The organism is Pseudomonas sp. IT-P4 (assembly GCF_949767755.1).
In the GTDB taxonomy this organism is placed as follows: domain Bacteria; phylum Pseudomonadota; class Gammaproteobacteria; order Pseudomonadales; family Pseudomonadaceae; genus Aquipseudomonas; species Aquipseudomonas monachiensis.
The window spans coordinates 41,444-56,338 of record NZ_CATKPX010000027.1 but is presented as its reverse complement, the minus strand read 5'-3'; the positions used below and the strand labels follow the sequence as shown (position 1 = coordinate 56,338).

At 60.5% G+C, this 14,895-nt stretch carries 12 protein-coding genes; 6 read left to right on the top strand and 6 right to left on the bottom strand.

The annotated features are described in order from the left end of the window. Positions 1 to 267 precede the first annotated feature (267 nt). On the top strand, positions 268 to 969 hold the full coding sequence (locus ACM6IT_RS11070; RefSeq protein ID WP_414917992.1) for an EthD domain-containing protein: 702 nt from the start codon (positions 268 to 270) through the stop codon (positions 967 to 969). A 55-nt stretch (positions 970 to 1,024) separates the two neighbouring features. On the opposite strand, the gene ACM6IT_RS11065 is transcribed toward ACM6IT_RS11070, so the two are convergent. The 5 genes from ACM6IT_RS11065 to ACM6IT_RS11045 form a co-directional block, all read right to left on the bottom strand. Next, a complete protein-coding gene (locus ACM6IT_RS11065) occupies positions 1,025 to 2,023 on the bottom strand; it encodes a 3-hydroxybutyryl-CoA dehydrogenase (protein WP_414913262.1) in 999 nt (332 codons plus the stop codon). Then, positions 2,023 to 3,129 carry an NAD/NADP octopine/nopaline dehydrogenase family protein gene (locus ACM6IT_RS11060; protein WP_414913261.1) on the bottom strand — a complete coding sequence of 369 codons (1,107 nt, stop codon included), beginning with the start codon at positions 3,127 to 3,129 and terminating at the stop codon, positions 2,023 to 2,025. Before ACM6IT_RS11060 ends, ACM6IT_RS11065 begins: the two co-directional genes overlap by 1 nt. A 96-nt stretch (positions 3,130 to 3,225) precedes the next feature. Beyond that, positions 3,226 to 4,200: an AraC family transcriptional regulator gene (locus tag ACM6IT_RS11055; RefSeq protein WP_409079393.1), complete on the bottom strand. Its 975-nt coding sequence runs from the start codon at positions 4,198 to 4,200 to the stop codon at positions 3,226 to 3,228. A gap of 85 nt (positions 4,201 to 4,285) precedes the next feature. Next, positions 4,286 to 5,647 carry a spinster family MFS transporter gene (locus ACM6IT_RS11050; protein ID WP_414917991.1) on the bottom strand — a complete coding sequence of 454 codons (1,362 nt, stop codon included), beginning with the start codon at positions 5,645 to 5,647 and terminating at the stop codon, positions 4,286 to 4,288. Between the two features lie 160 nt (positions 5,648 to 5,807). Further along, positions 5,808 to 7,058: an OprD family outer membrane porin gene (locus tag ACM6IT_RS11045; RefSeq protein ID WP_056722799.1), complete on the bottom strand. Its 1,251-nt coding sequence runs from the start codon at positions 7,056 to 7,058 to the stop codon at positions 5,808 to 5,810. 787 nt (positions 7,059 to 7,845) lie between these two features. On the opposite strand from ACM6IT_RS11045, the gene ACM6IT_RS11040 reads away from it, so the two are divergent. The 3 genes from ACM6IT_RS11040 to ACM6IT_RS11030 all read left to right on the top strand — a co-directional run bounded on the left by ACM6IT_RS11040 (position 7,846) and on the right by ACM6IT_RS11030 (position 11,144). Further along, positions 7,846 to 8,718 carry a TauD/TfdA dioxygenase family protein gene (locus ACM6IT_RS11040; RefSeq protein ID WP_414918008.1) on the top strand — a complete coding sequence of 291 codons (873 nt, stop codon included), beginning with the start codon at positions 7,846 to 7,848 and terminating at the stop codon, positions 8,716 to 8,718. A 115-nt stretch (positions 8,719 to 8,833) separates the two neighbouring features. Further along, a complete protein-coding gene (locus ACM6IT_RS11035; RefSeq protein WP_414917990.1) occupies positions 8,834 to 9,313 on the top strand; it encodes a 2,4'-dihydroxyacetophenone dioxygenase family protein in 480 nt (159 codons plus the stop codon). A 181-nt stretch (positions 9,314 to 9,494) separates the two neighbouring features. Next, on the top strand, positions 9,495 to 11,144 hold the full coding sequence (locus ACM6IT_RS11030) for a 3-(methylthio)propionyl-CoA ligase (protein WP_414917989.1): 1,650 nt from the start codon (positions 9,495 to 9,497) through the stop codon (positions 11,142 to 11,144). 60 nt (positions 11,145 to 11,204) lie between these two features. On the opposite strand, the gene ACM6IT_RS11025 is transcribed toward ACM6IT_RS11030, so the two are convergent. Further along, positions 11,205 to 12,248, bottom strand: coding sequence for an alpha/beta fold hydrolase (locus tag ACM6IT_RS11025; protein ID WP_414917988.1), 1,044 nt, complete (start codon positions 12,246 to 12,248; stop codon positions 11,205 to 11,207). 111 nt (positions 12,249 to 12,359) lie between these two features. Between ACM6IT_RS11025 and ACM6IT_RS11020 the strand changes: the two genes are divergently transcribed. Then, on the top strand, positions 12,360 to 13,397 hold the full coding sequence (locus tag ACM6IT_RS11020; RefSeq protein WP_414917987.1) for an AraC family transcriptional regulator: 1,038 nt from the start codon (positions 12,360 to 12,362) through the stop codon (positions 13,395 to 13,397). A 434-nt stretch (positions 13,398 to 13,831) separates the two neighbouring features. Then, complete coding sequence (locus tag ACM6IT_RS11015; RefSeq protein WP_414917986.1) at positions 13,832 to 14,866, top strand: AraC family transcriptional regulator; 1,035 nt, start codon at positions 13,832 to 13,834, stop codon at positions 14,864 to 14,866. Positions 14,867 to 14,895: the final 29 nt, after the last annotated feature.

Sequence of the window (14,895 nt, the reverse complement as noted above, 5' to 3'; positions counted from 1 at the left end):
GGGTGGCTCCCTTGCCGGAAATGGACCTCCCGGGGCAACGCTTGCACTGCCACCCCGGCGCAAGAGAGCTTAGCTGCTGTTTTCCATGGCTGCCCGGCGTCGAGCGGCGCAGTCATTGCCCTCATATTGTGAGTCAATAGTCTGTTTGAAGTATTACCCGGGGCTGACCTTGATTGACTATGACGCCAGGGATTTTCGGTCATCCGGATGGGCCAGACAGCACGACCGCGACCCCATCCATCAACCGCAACGAGGAGCTTGATAGCTATGGAAAAAGTCATCTATCTGCTGTGGCGTGATACCCAAGTCAGTCCTGATACCTTCGCCCATCGCCTGCGCAGCGAGGTCGCCGGGCAATTGCAGGCACTCGGTGCCCTAGGTGTGCAATTGAACCTGGCCGATGCCGATGTCCAGCCGGCCAGCGGCCTGCGCCAGGAAAACAACCGACCGTTGCCCAATGGCAGCCTGTCGCTGTGGCTGGACAGTGCCAACGGCCCGGCCCGTCGCCCGTTCGACCAATTGATCAGCGCGGCAACCGCGCGCATGGCCGCCTACCTGGTCTGCGAGTCGGTCGCCATCGCCAATACCCGGTTCCCGGCAACGCCCGGTGAGCGTACCCACGGATTTGCCCAACTGGCCCTGCTGACCCGCCCTCCACGGCTGACCCCCGAGGCCTGGCTGGACATCTGGCGCAACCATCACACGGCCGTGGCCGTGGACACGCAAGCCAACTTCCAGTACGTGCAAAACCTGGTGGTGTCGGCACTGACCCACGGCGCCCCACGGATCGACGCCATCGTCGAGGAATGTTTTCCGCCAGCGGCCATGACCGATCCCATGGCCTTTTTCGATGCGGCGGGCGACGACGCGAAATTCCAGCGCAACCTGGCGGCGATGATGGACAGTTGCAGCCGCTTCATCGATTTCGACAAGATCGACGTGCTGCCCACCAGCCAGTACTGCCTGTAGGACCGGGAAATCGTAGCGTGAAGCGTGTCAGGGCCCGGCCTCCAGGCCCTGATGCTCAGGCCTGTTTCAAGGCGCCATCGAACGCAGGCGTCAGCCCCGACAACTCCAGCTTGCGAACAAAGTCGCCAAGGCGCTGCTGCTTGTAGGCGTCTACGTCCATGTCGCGGTAGTCGTAGAAACCCTGGCCATCGCGCAAGCCATTGCGGCCGTTTTGCATGTTGTCGGCGATGACCTGCGGCGATTCGAAGCGCGGTGACAGCGCACCACTCAGGTAGCGCGAGGCGTAGTAAAGAATGTCGCCGCCGCCCCAGTCGATGAACTCAAGCAAGCCCAGCACCGAGAAACGTAAACCAAAGCCGACGCGTACCGCCGTGTCGATATCCTCTGCACTGGCCACGCCCTCTTCCACCATCCGTGCCGCTTCGTTCATGACCAATGCCTGGATGCGCGGCACGATGTAGCCAGCCACCGGGTTGCACACCACGGGCACCTTGCCGATGCGCTTGAGCAGTTGCAGCAGCCTCTGGACCACCTGCGGGCAGGTCGCATCACTGCGGCTGACTTCCACCAACGGCATCAGGTACGCGGGATTTAGCCAGTGCGCGTTCACGAAGCGCTGGGGCTCACTGACCATTTCGCTCAGTTCGGTGACCAGGAAAGTCGAAGTGGTCGAGGCGATGATGGTCGAGGCCGGGACATGCTCGCTGACCCAGGCGAAGGTCTCCTGCTTGACTGCGATGACTTCCGGCACCGCTTCGAACACCAGGTCGCACTGGCGCAAAACCTCTGCGGCTTGGGATCTGGATTGCAGCGTCAACCGGGCTAGCGCGATGTCCGCCTGATGCCCTTCGAGCACACCAAGGCGTACCAGCATCTGCAATTCGTTGTGGATGTTGTTGCGCACACGCTCGAAATAGCCGTGCCGCTCATCCTCGGCGCGATCCTTGATATCGATCAGGGTCACCGGCAGGCCCGCATGGATGAATGCCAGGGCAATGCCCTCGCCCATCCGCCCGGCACCGACCACGCTGACTTGGGGCAGCGCGGCGTTCATCAGTTGTAGCCCTTGGTCAGCAGCTCGGTCATCTGCGCCCGACTCAGCGTGGCCAGACCGAGGTTTTCCAGGGTGCGGCCTTCGGCGTAGAGATCACGCGCAGCGACGACCGAGGCAATGCTCAGCAGGCCTTGCGCAACCGGAGTCGGCACACCGGCCCAGCGACCGACGGACACCAGGAAGGACAGGCCCAGGCGGGTGTCTTCGAGCATGTAGCGATGCTTCTGCAGGTCGATGTCTTCGCGCCAGTCGCCGCTGTCGGTCAGCTTGCCATGGGCACCGCGACCGTACATCCACTCGTCACCTTCGGTGGTGTTGTAGTGGTCGGCCAGCGGGAAATGCGGCGCGCCGTAGGTCAGTGCTTCGCGCACGGCCATGCGCTCGGCATCGAGCTGGTTGGTCACGCGGCGAATTGACGGTTGGGTGCCTTCGTTGTGAATGTCCCAGGCCTCGAAATGCTCCAGTGGACCTGCGTTCATCATGATCAGCGGCGGGTGGATGATGGGACCTGCGTTCATCAACGCACCGCTCAGGGCGTCTTCAATCGGCTCGACGCTCGGGTAGGCTTCACGCAGCACCGCGAAAGCATGCTCGGACAGGTTGCTGGGCAATACCCCGGTCGGCAGGCGGGTGGCATAGCCGCTGATCACCAGGTCGCTGGCGCCGTGTTTGCGTACCAGGTACGGCAGCGTACCGGTTTCTGCGAAGGCGACCTTGCTGCGGTTGCCCGCATCGGCCATGGCCTTGGCGAACACGAAGCTGCCGAAGGTGCCCGGCGGCAGGAACACCACCTGACCGTCGTGCAGGTGCGGCGCAACATGTTTGGCCAGGTCTTCGTGGGAGGTCGACGGCAGCGGGATGATCACCAATTGTGCGTCGGCCAGGGCTTCGGCCAGGTCGTCGCTGAACGAGAGCTTGTCGCCCTGCTGGCCGACGGACAATTTGCGGGTGCCCTTGTAGTCCTTGATGGTCAGGCTGCCGATGGCCAGCAGTTCCTTGAGCGCGGCGCCGTCTCGACGCCAGAGGCGGGTCTGGTGGCCCTTTTCAGCCATTTCGACAGCAGCGGCGTAACAGCCGTGACCACCACCCAGCACAGTAATATTCATGCAGATACTCCTTTTTGTCAGAGACTCGATCCTATCGAGCCGCACCGCCACGGACTCATCCGATTGCGCAGCCGAATGACGGATTGCGCAGGAGTCTCAATGCTTTTGCCGCCGCAGGGTGTCCGACGGCAGGCAACCATAGCGCTGCCGGTAGGCGCTGGAAAAATGCCCGAAGCTGTTGATGCCATGACGCAACAGGATATCGGTGACGGTCTCGCCGGCCCTGCCCTGTTTGAGCGATTCGTGGATCACCGCCAGGCGACGGTCGCGGATGTACTCGACCGGCGCCTGCTGGAGGAACTGGTTGAAGCCGTTCTGCAAGGTGCGCACCGAGACGCCACACAGTTCGCTCAGGGTCGTCAGGCTGATCGGTTCGTCGAGGTGTTCCTCGATGTAGTCACGGGCCTTTTTCACGTGGTGCGGCAGCGGCGCGCGCGAGTCGATCAACAGATCCGCCGAGTAGTTGTGCGGCAGCTGAGTGAGCAGCAACTGCATCAGGTATTCGGACAGGCCGCTGGCCAGGCGCGAACCGTCAACGCCGCTGCCGTACAGCCGGCAAATGTAGTCCAGGGTGTGATAGAGGCTGACGACCCCGACGCCCAGGTGGTCGACGCTGACATCAAAGATCACCGACTGTCGCAGGCTGCGGCCGAGCAGGCGTTGCAGTTGCGTCTCCAGGGCATCACGGTCGACGCGCAGGATCAGGTTGCGGCACTCGCCATCGGTGACGATGCGGCTTTGCGCGAACGGCGAGGAAACGCTCAGGTAGCCCGACTGCATCGCCGCGCTGCGCCGCCCGTGGGCCACTTCGCAATGCCCCTGCAAGGTGATGCGAAACAGGTACTGATCGGTAATGTCGCCGATGGTGATCTCCACCGGCGCGCCATAGCGCAGGTCGAGCAGTGCCGAATCGCCGAAGAATACGCCGTTGAGCCGGGTGTGGATCGGCTCGTCACACAGCACGTTGAAGCTGTGGGGGCACAGGTATTGGCTGACCTTGTCCTTGATCTCGCGGTAATCGGCCGAGCTGAGCAGGCTGTGCCGTTCAAGCAGGTGTACGTCATTCAACATCAAGGGTTCTCCTGACCTGGAGCACCTCGGCCCCGCTCCCTTTAACAGGAGCGAGGCCGGGGCGCCGATCGTGGACTATGACCAATCAGGCCCGGGTCGGGTGCTCACGGGCATAGCTTTCGCGGAAATGACGGCAACCACGCCACAGTAGAAGTACGGTCAATGCCGAGGCGCCGGCGATCACCAGCGACATCGACGAGCCGACTGCCGCAGGCGATCCGAAGTAGCGGTCGGTCAACAGCGCCACCAGCGTGGTGCCCAGGCCCAACCCCAGCAGGTTGCTGATCAGCAGGAACACCGCTGATACCTGCGCACGTACCTGGTTCGGCGCGAGGATCTGCATCGCTGCCGTGGACGCCGGCATCGGGAACGAAGCGAAGAACATCGCCGGCACCAACAGGGTCACCGACAGCCAAAGTTGATCGACTTGCGAGAACAGCACGGCCGGCACCGCCATGCCGAGGGCACCGATGACGCCAGTGCGCATGGCAGCGTCCTGATGACCTTTCTTCGCCAGATAATCGGTGAGCCATCCACCGAACAGTACCCCGGCGGTGTTGGCCACCAACAGCACGGTGCCGAGCATGTAGCCGGCCTCCATCGGCGACAGGCCAAACTTGCGGATATACAGCGCCGGGCTCCAGCTCATCAAGCAGAACAGGGCCATGGCGTAGAACGAAAAGCCCAGGTAATGGCAGGTGAAAGTGGCACGGTGGCGGCCAAGGAAGTGCAAGCCATCGCTCATCGCGACCTTCTTCGCCCGACCCTGCGCATCGACCTGCAGGCCTTTGCGCGCCGGATCGCGCACGGTGAGCCAGATCAACAGGCCGACCACGATGCCGGGCAGCCCGACAATGAAGAACGCCAGCTGCCAGGCCTTCATCGCGCCGAGAACGGCGACCTCAATGGTGTTCATGTCCTTGAGCATCGCGATCACATAGCCGCCCACCAGGAAGGCCAGGCCACCACCGACGAACGAGCCGATCGAGTAGATGCCCACGGCGCGGCCGAGTTTCTCCTTGGGGAACATGTCGCTGAACATCGAATAGGCCGAGGGCGACAGGGCCGCTTCGCCGACGCCAACGCCAATGCGGGCGAGGAACATGTGCAGGAAGTTCTTGCTCAGGCCGCAGGCAGCCGTCGCCAGGCTCCAGAACACCACGCCGACGGCGATGATCTTCGGCCGGGAGAAGCGATCGGCCAGATAGGCGATGGGCATGCCCATGAACGCATAGAACAACGAAAAGGCCAGCCCGTGCAGCAAGCTGAACTGGGTGTCGCTGATCTGCAGGTCGGCTTTGATCGGCTCGATCATCAGCGCCAGGATCTGCCGATCCACAAATGAAAAGATGTAGGCGATCATGCACAAGCCGACCACGTACCACTCGTAAATGTAGGTTTTCTTCTTCTGCTGCTGCAGGACCGCGTTATCGACCTGGATATTCACTAGTGTTTGCTCCTCTTGGAATCCGCTCATGCGCGCAGCGCGCCGGGTGACGGTGCACAGCACACCGACTGGGAAGTTGCGGGGCAGATGCAAAGGACAAAGGGTTCGAACATGGTCACGCCTCTTATTGTTATGGGGTCAAACCCCGGATGGACCGGGCTTACCAGAACTTCCAGGTGTAGGTCGTGGCGACACGGAATTCGTTGTAGTCGTAGCCGTACTTCTGTTTCACGTCGATGTTGCGCAGGTCCAGCCCCAAGCCTTGCAGCGCTCCGCTCTGGACCACGTAGCTGAGACCCAGGAAGCGTTCGCTTTCCTGGTTGTCGCTCAGGTTGTTGCCTCGGTCCCAGTTGGTACCCTTGATGTAGCGGGTGTAGAGCTTGAGCCCCGGCATGCCCATCCCGGCAAAGTCATAGCTGTAGCGCGCGCCCCAGGACTTTTCATCCGGGCGGACAAACCCCAGGGACGACCAGTGCACCAGGTAAGGTTGCGGGATATAACCGTTCATCGTCGGGAACACGCTGTCACCGAGCATGCGCTGGTAACTGAGGCCAAACATGTGCGCGCCTTTGAGCAAAGTGAACAAACCACCGTAGGAACGGTTGTCGATCTCACCGTTCAAGGCATTGCCATCTTCATTGTTATTGAAGTAGCGCAAGTCGGTTTTAAGTTTGTAGCCATTACCCAGGTCAGCCATATGCATCAGGCCGAAATAGTGTTGCTGATAAATATCGTGCAACACGCCGTAGAAATAACTGGCTTGCAGGTTCTTGGTAATGTCGTAAGTTGCGCCGCCGAAATCCAGGCCGTCACTGTCGAGATTATCGGTGGAGCCAAACTTGTACAGTTTCTCGTGGTTGGAAGATTCCCGCGTCACGGCAGACCAGAACCGGCCACCGGTCATCGTCAACCCGTCGACTTCCCTGGACTCGACCACAGCCCCTTGATAGATCGTATCCAGTTGCCGGCTGGTGTCATCGTACGCCACCGGCAATTGTGGGCGAAGGTCACCCACCTTCAGCTCGGTCTTGCTGTAGCGCATCTTGAAGGTTGCACCGGCGCGACTGTAGTCATCGGCCGTCTGCTGGTCACGGACGCTGTAGGGCAGCGAACCGTCGTTGCCCGACGAATCCAGGCGCACGGCGTACTGCGCATCCACATCAAGGCCGATGGCCAGGGCCGTGTCGGTATAACCGGACGTAAACTGCGCATCGAAACCCTGAGACCAACTATGCACTTCAGAAACTGGCGCGTTGTTATTGGTGTAGTTACGGTGCAAGTAGAAGTTGCGCGTATCCACTTTCAAGTGACTGTCATCGACAACATCGGCATAGACTGCCAATGGTGAACAGATCATTCCCAATACGCCGGCAATACCGAGCCCACGGCAAGATTGTTTTACCTGATACATCTAACTTCTCCACACTTGTATGTGCTGGGCACTGTATTTATAGGAGCAGATTCGAACTGAAAATTAAAAATGCCGGCAGCCGAACACCGAGCCTTCTTGCGCAGGAAGGCGGATTGCATCAGGGATATAGAGAACGATGGGTTCGAGCATTGTCAGGCCTATTGTTGTTATGGGGGTAAAACGCCAGGCGGGCTCAATGGAACAGTCCGCCACGACGACACGCCTCTTGTCTAACCAAGGTAAGTCAGCAGGCGCCGCGCCGATATCGAGATGAACAGCATCCTCTGGGGGGAAATCTTCAACCCGGCTAAAGGTTTCCCTTAGTCGACTCAAAAGCGCAGGGCCCACAGTGGGCGATGGCAAGCCTGTATTGCATAAGCCTTCCTTTAGCGAGGTCTTGTTGCTGGATGGACCCTAAACTAGCGATTGCACTGCCCGCCAACCTCCCCGATTGCGCAAGCGACTCTCCAATTGCGCAGTCAGATGCAGACCGGCCGGGTACTGCAGCCCGCGAGCAACTTTGTTCGTTCTCCTCCTCTCCAGCGTCCCAATATGCGAAGAAACTGTCCCGCCATGCCCATGACATTGCGCCCTGGACACCTACTATTGGACCTGCATCCCTGCCCCACTGGCAGGGACCCGCTACCTATACCGGATGTGCACAGCGCACCCGGACAAGCACGGATTGGAGACAACAATGACAACAGTCGCCGCACCCCAAGACGCTCCTTCACCTCTTCCCGCCTCGGCACCCGCCATTATCCGCTCGTCAGTGCGCCAGCATTCGATCAAGGTGCAGATTTGCTCCCCCGCCATCGGTGCCGAGCTCAGCAACGTCAACCTGGCCGACGCTGCCCAGGACCCCGAACTGATCGCAGAAATCAGGGCACTGTGGTTGAAGCACAAAGTGCTGTTCTTCCGCGACCAGGACATCACCCCCCTGGAGCAACAGCACTTCGCCGCGCAATTCGGCGAACTGGAAGCCCACCCCCTGGCACCGAGCCATCCGGAGGCGGACAAGCTGCTGATGCTGTATCGCAATCTCGATCCGGGTAAACCCAAGAGCTATGTCGAAAAGGCCAGCCGCGAAAACCTCTGGCATGCCGATGTCACCTACAAGCCGGCGCCGCCCCGCGGTGCGGTTTTGCGCTGCGAGATGGGGCCGGAGGCCGGCGGCGATACCTTGTTTTCCAACATGGTGATGGCTTACGAAAAACTGCCGCAGGCCATCAAGCAACGAATCGACGGTCTGTATGCAAAGCATGGCGCCGAGCAGACTTTCGGCGCCCAGTTGCCACGCGAAGAGCGTCATGGGATGGCCGCGAAGAACCCCGCCGTTGAACACCCGGTGGTGCTGACCCATCCGGAGACCGGCGAAAGGGTCTTGTTCGTCAACTCCGCGTTCACGACCCACTTCTCGAACTTCTTCAACTTCGAGGATATCCGCTACGGCCAGGACTTCATGCCAGAGGCTCATCACCTGATGAACTACCTGATGTCCCAGGCTGCCATTCCGGAGTACCAGGTACGCCTGAAGTGGCGAACCAACACGATTGCCATGTGGGACAACCTGCAAGTCCAGCACTACGCGGTGGCGGACTACGGCAATGCACCCAGAAAGATGCTCCGCGCAACCCTTGCGGGCACCCCGCTCGCCTAATCCAAACGGGTTCCCTCCGGGAGAATTTAGGGCACCCGACCGACCATCCGAGTCAGTCGGGCAGCCCTGGCCGCTCACAAATGCTCGACCTCAAACAAAAACAATGGAGATACCTATGCTCTACGAACACGTCGACACCGCAGTCATCGATGGCGAATCGCTGCCGTGGATTCCCTTTACGCCCTATGCCGAAAACGTCCTGCTGAAGTACTTCAAGCTTGACCCGATTCGCGGTGAATGGATTGTCATGATGAAGGCGCCGATCGACATGCAACTGCCCAAGCATCACCACACGGGTACGGTGATGGTCTACACGTTCGAAGGCCAATGGAAATACAAGGAGCATGACTGGATCGCCGGCCCTGGCAGCATCGTCTATGAGACGGCCGGATCGACTCACACGCCGGAAGTCGTCAGCACGGCAAGCACAGACGGGTATGTGCTCACACTGGTTCAGGTTAATGGCGACCTCGCGTTCCTTGACGGCAACGACAACATCGTCGCGCTGGAGAACTGGAAGACCGGGTTGCAACGCTATCTGGCTTATTGCGAGCAACATGACATCGCGCCGAAGGACCTGACGGCATTCAACTGACCCGGATCTCACGGGAAACCCCGGCGCCTCTGGTTCAAGGGGCGACCGGGCCAGTTGCCGGTTAGCAATCATTCAGGGGAGGGAAACAGGCTGTGTCGGGGCGCGGTCTTGACGCGACATCTGACCCGGGCCTGGCCGCCTGCTCGCTCCCCGATCACAGACAAGCGAACGGAGCGATGCCATGAAAGGCCTGATGATGCAAAAGCAGCTTTTGATTTCCTCACTCATTGAACATGCCGACCGCCATCACGGCGATACGCAGATCGTATCCCGTCGGGTGGAGGGCGATATCCATCGCTACACCTTCCGTGACTGCCACCGCCGCGCGCGCCAGCTGGCCAGCGCGCTGACCCGCCTGGGCGTCAAGCCTTCCGAGCGAATCGGTACACTGGCATGGAATGGCTATAGGCACCTGGAGTTGTACTACGGCGTTGCCGGCATGGGTGCCATTGTGCATACCATCAACCCTCGCCTGCATGAAGACCAGGTCGCCTACATCGCCAATCACGCCGAAGACCAGTACATCTTCTTCGACTTGACCTTCCTGCCACTGATCCAGGCCATCGCCGGGCGCTGCAATGGGGTCAAGGCGTTCATCGCCATGACCGATCAGGCGCGTATGCCCAAGGATGCCGGCATCGACAACTTGCTGTGCTATGAAGACCTCCTTCAACAGGGATCCGCCGGCTACGCCTGGCCGGTTTTCGACGAGGATGCCGCCAGTACGCTCTGCTACACCTCTGGCACGACGGGCAACCCGAAAGGGGTTTTGTACAGTCATCGCTCGTCGGTGCTGCACACCTATGCCGCCGCGCTCCCCGACGCCCTGAATTGTTCGGCGCACGACGTGATCCTGCCCGTTGTGCCGATGTTTCATATCAACGCCTGGGGACTTCCCTACATCGCGTGCATGGTCGGGGCAAAACTTGTATTTCCCGGACCGGCCCTGGATGGAGCATCGCTGTTCGAACTGCTCGAAGCCGAGCAGGTGACACTGTCGGCGGGTGTCCCGACCGTGTGGCAAGGCTTGCTTGGTCATCTGGAAAAAACCGGCCGGCAATTCTCCAGCATGAAACGCAGCATCATTGGTGGCGCGACCTGCCCCCCGTCCATGCTGCACACCTTTGAGCAAACCTACGGCGTAGCGGTATTGCACGTCTGGGGGATGACGGAGCTGAGCCCTATCGGAACCGTCGGCGCCCTGAAGGCCAGGCACCTCGAAATGTCCCCGGCAGAGCGTCATGTCGTGCAATCCAAGCAAGGCCGGGCGGTGTTTGGCGTCGACATGAAGATCGTTGACGCCGATGGCATGGAATTACCCTGGGACGGCGCAACCTCGGGTGAGCTGTTGGTGCGTGGACCCTGGGTGGTGCGCGATTATTTCAGGAACGAAACGAACAGTTCGCCGCTGCTCGAGCACGCAGGCCAAGGGTGGTTCCCAACCGGCGATGTAGCGACCATCGACGTCGATGGCTTCATGCAGATCACCGATCGCAGCAAGGATGTGATCAAGTCGGGCGGCGAATGGATAGGCTCCATCGAGCTGGAAACCATTGCGATGGGCCATCCGGCAGTCTCCCAGGCGGCCTGCATTGCCGCCAGACACGCCAAGTGGGACGAACGCCCATTGCTGATCGTCGTCAGGAAGCCGCAAGCGACACTGACGCGAGAAGAACTGCTCGCATTTTATGAAGGCAAGATCGCGAAGTGGTGGACGCCGGATGATGTGATCTTTGTCGATACGATTGCGTTGGGTGCTACGGGCAAGATCCAGAAGAACCGTCTGCGCGAGCAGTTCGGTGACCATCTGCTGGTCAAGGCTGCCGGCTGAACGAGTGCAAGCACTGTGCCTGGCCGCGAGTGATCGCGACCACGCGCAGTGCACTTGTTTCTAGCGCTCCAGTTGCTCGAGAAAGGTCAGGAGTAATTCATTGACTTGATCGACGCTTTCTTCCGCGGCGCTGTGGCCCACGCCGGGTAGCAAGACCTTCTTCTGCAGCCCGGGCAGATAAGTGTCGAGCCGTTCGTAGAGCGCGCGGATTTCGTCCGGTTCCAGCGAAGGGTCGGCGGCACCGCCAATGAACATACTCGGCTGGCGTACCAGCGCACCGTCGAGAAACGCGGTGATCTCCCAGTTCCGGTCACGACAGCGGTAGTAGTTCAAGGCACCGGTAAACCCTGTGCGCGTGTATTCAGTGACGTAGTAGTCGAGCGCCCGTGGGCTCAGCCATGACGGGAACTCGCCCTTCGGCTCAGTGAACGCGTTGAGAATGGGTTCACCAGGTTCGACGAACAGGCGCCAGCGTTCAGCCCCGACAGCGCTGCCGGAGATCGAGTAGAAGACGCTGCGCAAGGTCTTGCGCGCATCGCTGGCCAACTCGCGGTCCGGCTTGTGGAGCTGCTGGAAATACAGGTGGTGATACACCCTGCCCTTCGCCATTGCCTGCAAGCCTATGGTCGGCTTGACCTTGCCCCGCGGCGGCACTGGCGTATTGAGCATCACCAGGCCACGGAACAGATCCGGCCGCAGCATGGCCGCCGCCTGGGCCACCCAGGCGCCCAGGTCGTGCCCGATGATCACAGCCGATGTTTCGCCCAGCGTCGCCATCAAGCCGACCATGTCGCCGACGGCCTGACTCATGTCATAGGCTTCAATGGCATCGGGTCGATCGGTTTGGCCAAACCCCCGTTGATCAGGGACCACGACTCGATAACCGGCCTCGGCCAGTGCCGCGATCTGGCGCCGCCACATGTACCAAAGGTAAGGAAAACCGTGCAGCAGGATGACGAGAGGCCCTTGTCCCTCGTCGATGTAATGCATGCGAATGCCGTTGAGTTCGGCAAAGCAGTGGTTGAATGCATCGGGGTCGTCGGCGTCCACCTGCGCCCTTGCCGCGAGCGGCTGGCCGATACCTGTAGCGGTGCGCGTGTCCATTATCTACCTCCATCTTTGTTGTCATTGTCGGCGTGAAGGTAGCCTTGGGCGGTTGTCCTGCACTAAGCTTCCCGGGACACAATCTGGTGAAACTGGGACACGAGGCCAAGCATGTATACCTTGACGCGAAGCGCCAGCCTTACCGACTTTGAGCAGGTTGCCCGTTCAGTGGGGCTCGATCCATTTCGCATGCTGCGCATGACCCGGCTACCGGCCAGTGTCCTCGACGATCCCAACATCATGATCAGCAGCGATTCGGTAGGCTGGCTGCTGGAGGAGTCAGCCCGCCTGTCCGGCCAGGAGGCCTTCGGGCTGCTGCTTGCGGAAACCCGGCACCTCTCCAACTTTGGCATGCTCGCGCTGCTCATCCGCGAAGAGCCAACACTTCGCGCAGCGCTGCAATCGTGCTTTCGCTATACGCGCTTGCATAACGCCGGTGTACAAATGTGGCTCGAGGATGCAGGCGACCTGACCCTGCTGCATGTGGGTGTAAACATGCAGGGCCATCGTGGCGTCTGGCGCCAGGCGATTGAACAGGCAACCGGTATTATGCTTCGCACGTTGAGCATCCTGAGCGGCCATGCCTTCCGGCCGGCAAGGGTCAGTTTCACTCACGAGCGACCTTCCAGCCTTGAAGTACACCACCGCGTGTTGGGTACCAACATCGAGTTTTCCCAGGAATTCAATGCCATCGTATGCCGTCGGCATGATCTGGACCTGCCTATTCCCACGGCCGACCCCGCGTTGCATCGCGAGGTGAAACGATCGCTGGACATGCAGTTGGCCAACCTGCGCGACGAACCGGCGCAGCGGGTACGCCAGATCGTCAAGATGCTGCTGCCAAGCGGACTGTGCTCCGTCGATGGCGTGGCCCAGCATCTCGGAATGCACCGACGCACCCTCAACCGACACCTGGCAGCCGAGGGAGAGAGTGTCACGACCATCATGAATGCCGTACGCGCCGAACTCGCCGAAGAGTATCTGGCCAACAGCAAGCGCCGATTGTATGAAGTCGCCGAACTCCTCGGGTTTTCCTCTGCCGGTGATTTTTCACGCTGGTTCCGCAGCCGTTTTGGCAAGACACCCTCGGCTTGGGCCGTCTCCTACCGAGCGAGCAAGACGGCATCCGGGCCCCTGTCGCCTGAATAAGAAAGCAGGTTAATGGCCGACTCAAGCCTGTTGGCCAGCCACATTGCCTGAGCCTCGCACCCCCGACGTTTCTGACCCCGCCACCCTTGCGCAAGCGTCCCAATACGCGAAGATTCTGTCCTGAAATGCTCCTTGCACCGCGCTCGTGCAACCTACTATGAGTCAGTGGCCCCTGCTCCGTTGATGGGGGCCACAACACCTACCGGATACACGTAGACCGCCCAGGATCCTGGGTCCTTGATGGCTCCAGCGGTTCGTGAATTCGGGCCCAGCAACCCATTCGATGGTGATGCAAAAAATACGATCCTGGATCTGATCGCGCTACTTGCAGTCCCCCACCGGGATCGTCCCGGGAGCAGCGCAAACGTCATCAGAACAGCACCCGATCGCGCAACACATCTTCACGTCACCATCGGCCGAGGGAAGTCCTACGCATGCCCACGCTTGTTCGCGCCGCCGTTTTGACCAAATACCTGGACGTTACCCAGGACCTGGGATTCAACCCGCTCGACGTCATGGCAGTCGCAGGCCTGAACAAGGCTCAGCTGCAAGACCCGGAATCGCGCATTCCCATCGATGCCGCCGTGCGTCTGCTGGAAGATTCGGCCATCGCCAGCGGTTGCCAGACCTTCGGCCTGAGCATGGCCGAGTCGCGCCAGTTATCGGACTTCGGCGTGGTCAGCCTGCTGCTCAGCCATCAACGCACCCTGCGCGAAGCGCTGCAGGTGATGGTGCGCTACCGTCATCTGATGAACGACTCGCTGGCCATCTTCGTTGAAGAGTGCGGCAAGATGGTGATCATCCGTGAAGAAATGGTCACCGAGTCGCCGATGCCCAGTCGCCAGGCCACGGAGCTGGCCATCGGCGTGACGTTCGGTCTGTGCTCGGCCCTGCTCGGCTCGCACTGGCGCCCTTACAGCGTCAATTTCATGCACCAGCCGCCGGACAACCTGTACCTGCATCGACGCGTATTCGGCTGCAACCTGGAATTCGGCAGCGAGTTCAATGGCATCGTTTGCCCTGTCGCCAGCCTCGACATGATCAACCCCGATGCCGACCCGACCATGGCCCGTCATGCCCAGAGCTACCTGGACTCGCTGCAAAGCCCCGAGTCCACCTCGACGCTGTTCGAAGTGCGCAAGGCCATCTACCTGCTGTTGCCCATGGGCCGCGCCACCATTGAGCAGATCGCCCAGCACCAGGGGATGAACGTGCGCACCCTGCAACGTCGCCTCAAGGACCATGGCTGTGCCTTCAGCGACCTGATCAACGATGTGCGCCGCGCCCTGGTACTGCGTTATATGGAAAACCCGAACCACTCGCTGAGCCACATTGCCGACATGTTCGGCTTCTCCATGGCGAGTTCCTTTACCCGCTGGTTCATCAACCAGTTCGGCATGCCGCCGGCGGTGTGGCGCAGCGCGCAGAAACAGTCCGGTTCGGACGCTGCCGCCTCCAAGTCATTCTGAACACACGGCAAAAAAAACGGCGACTGCTG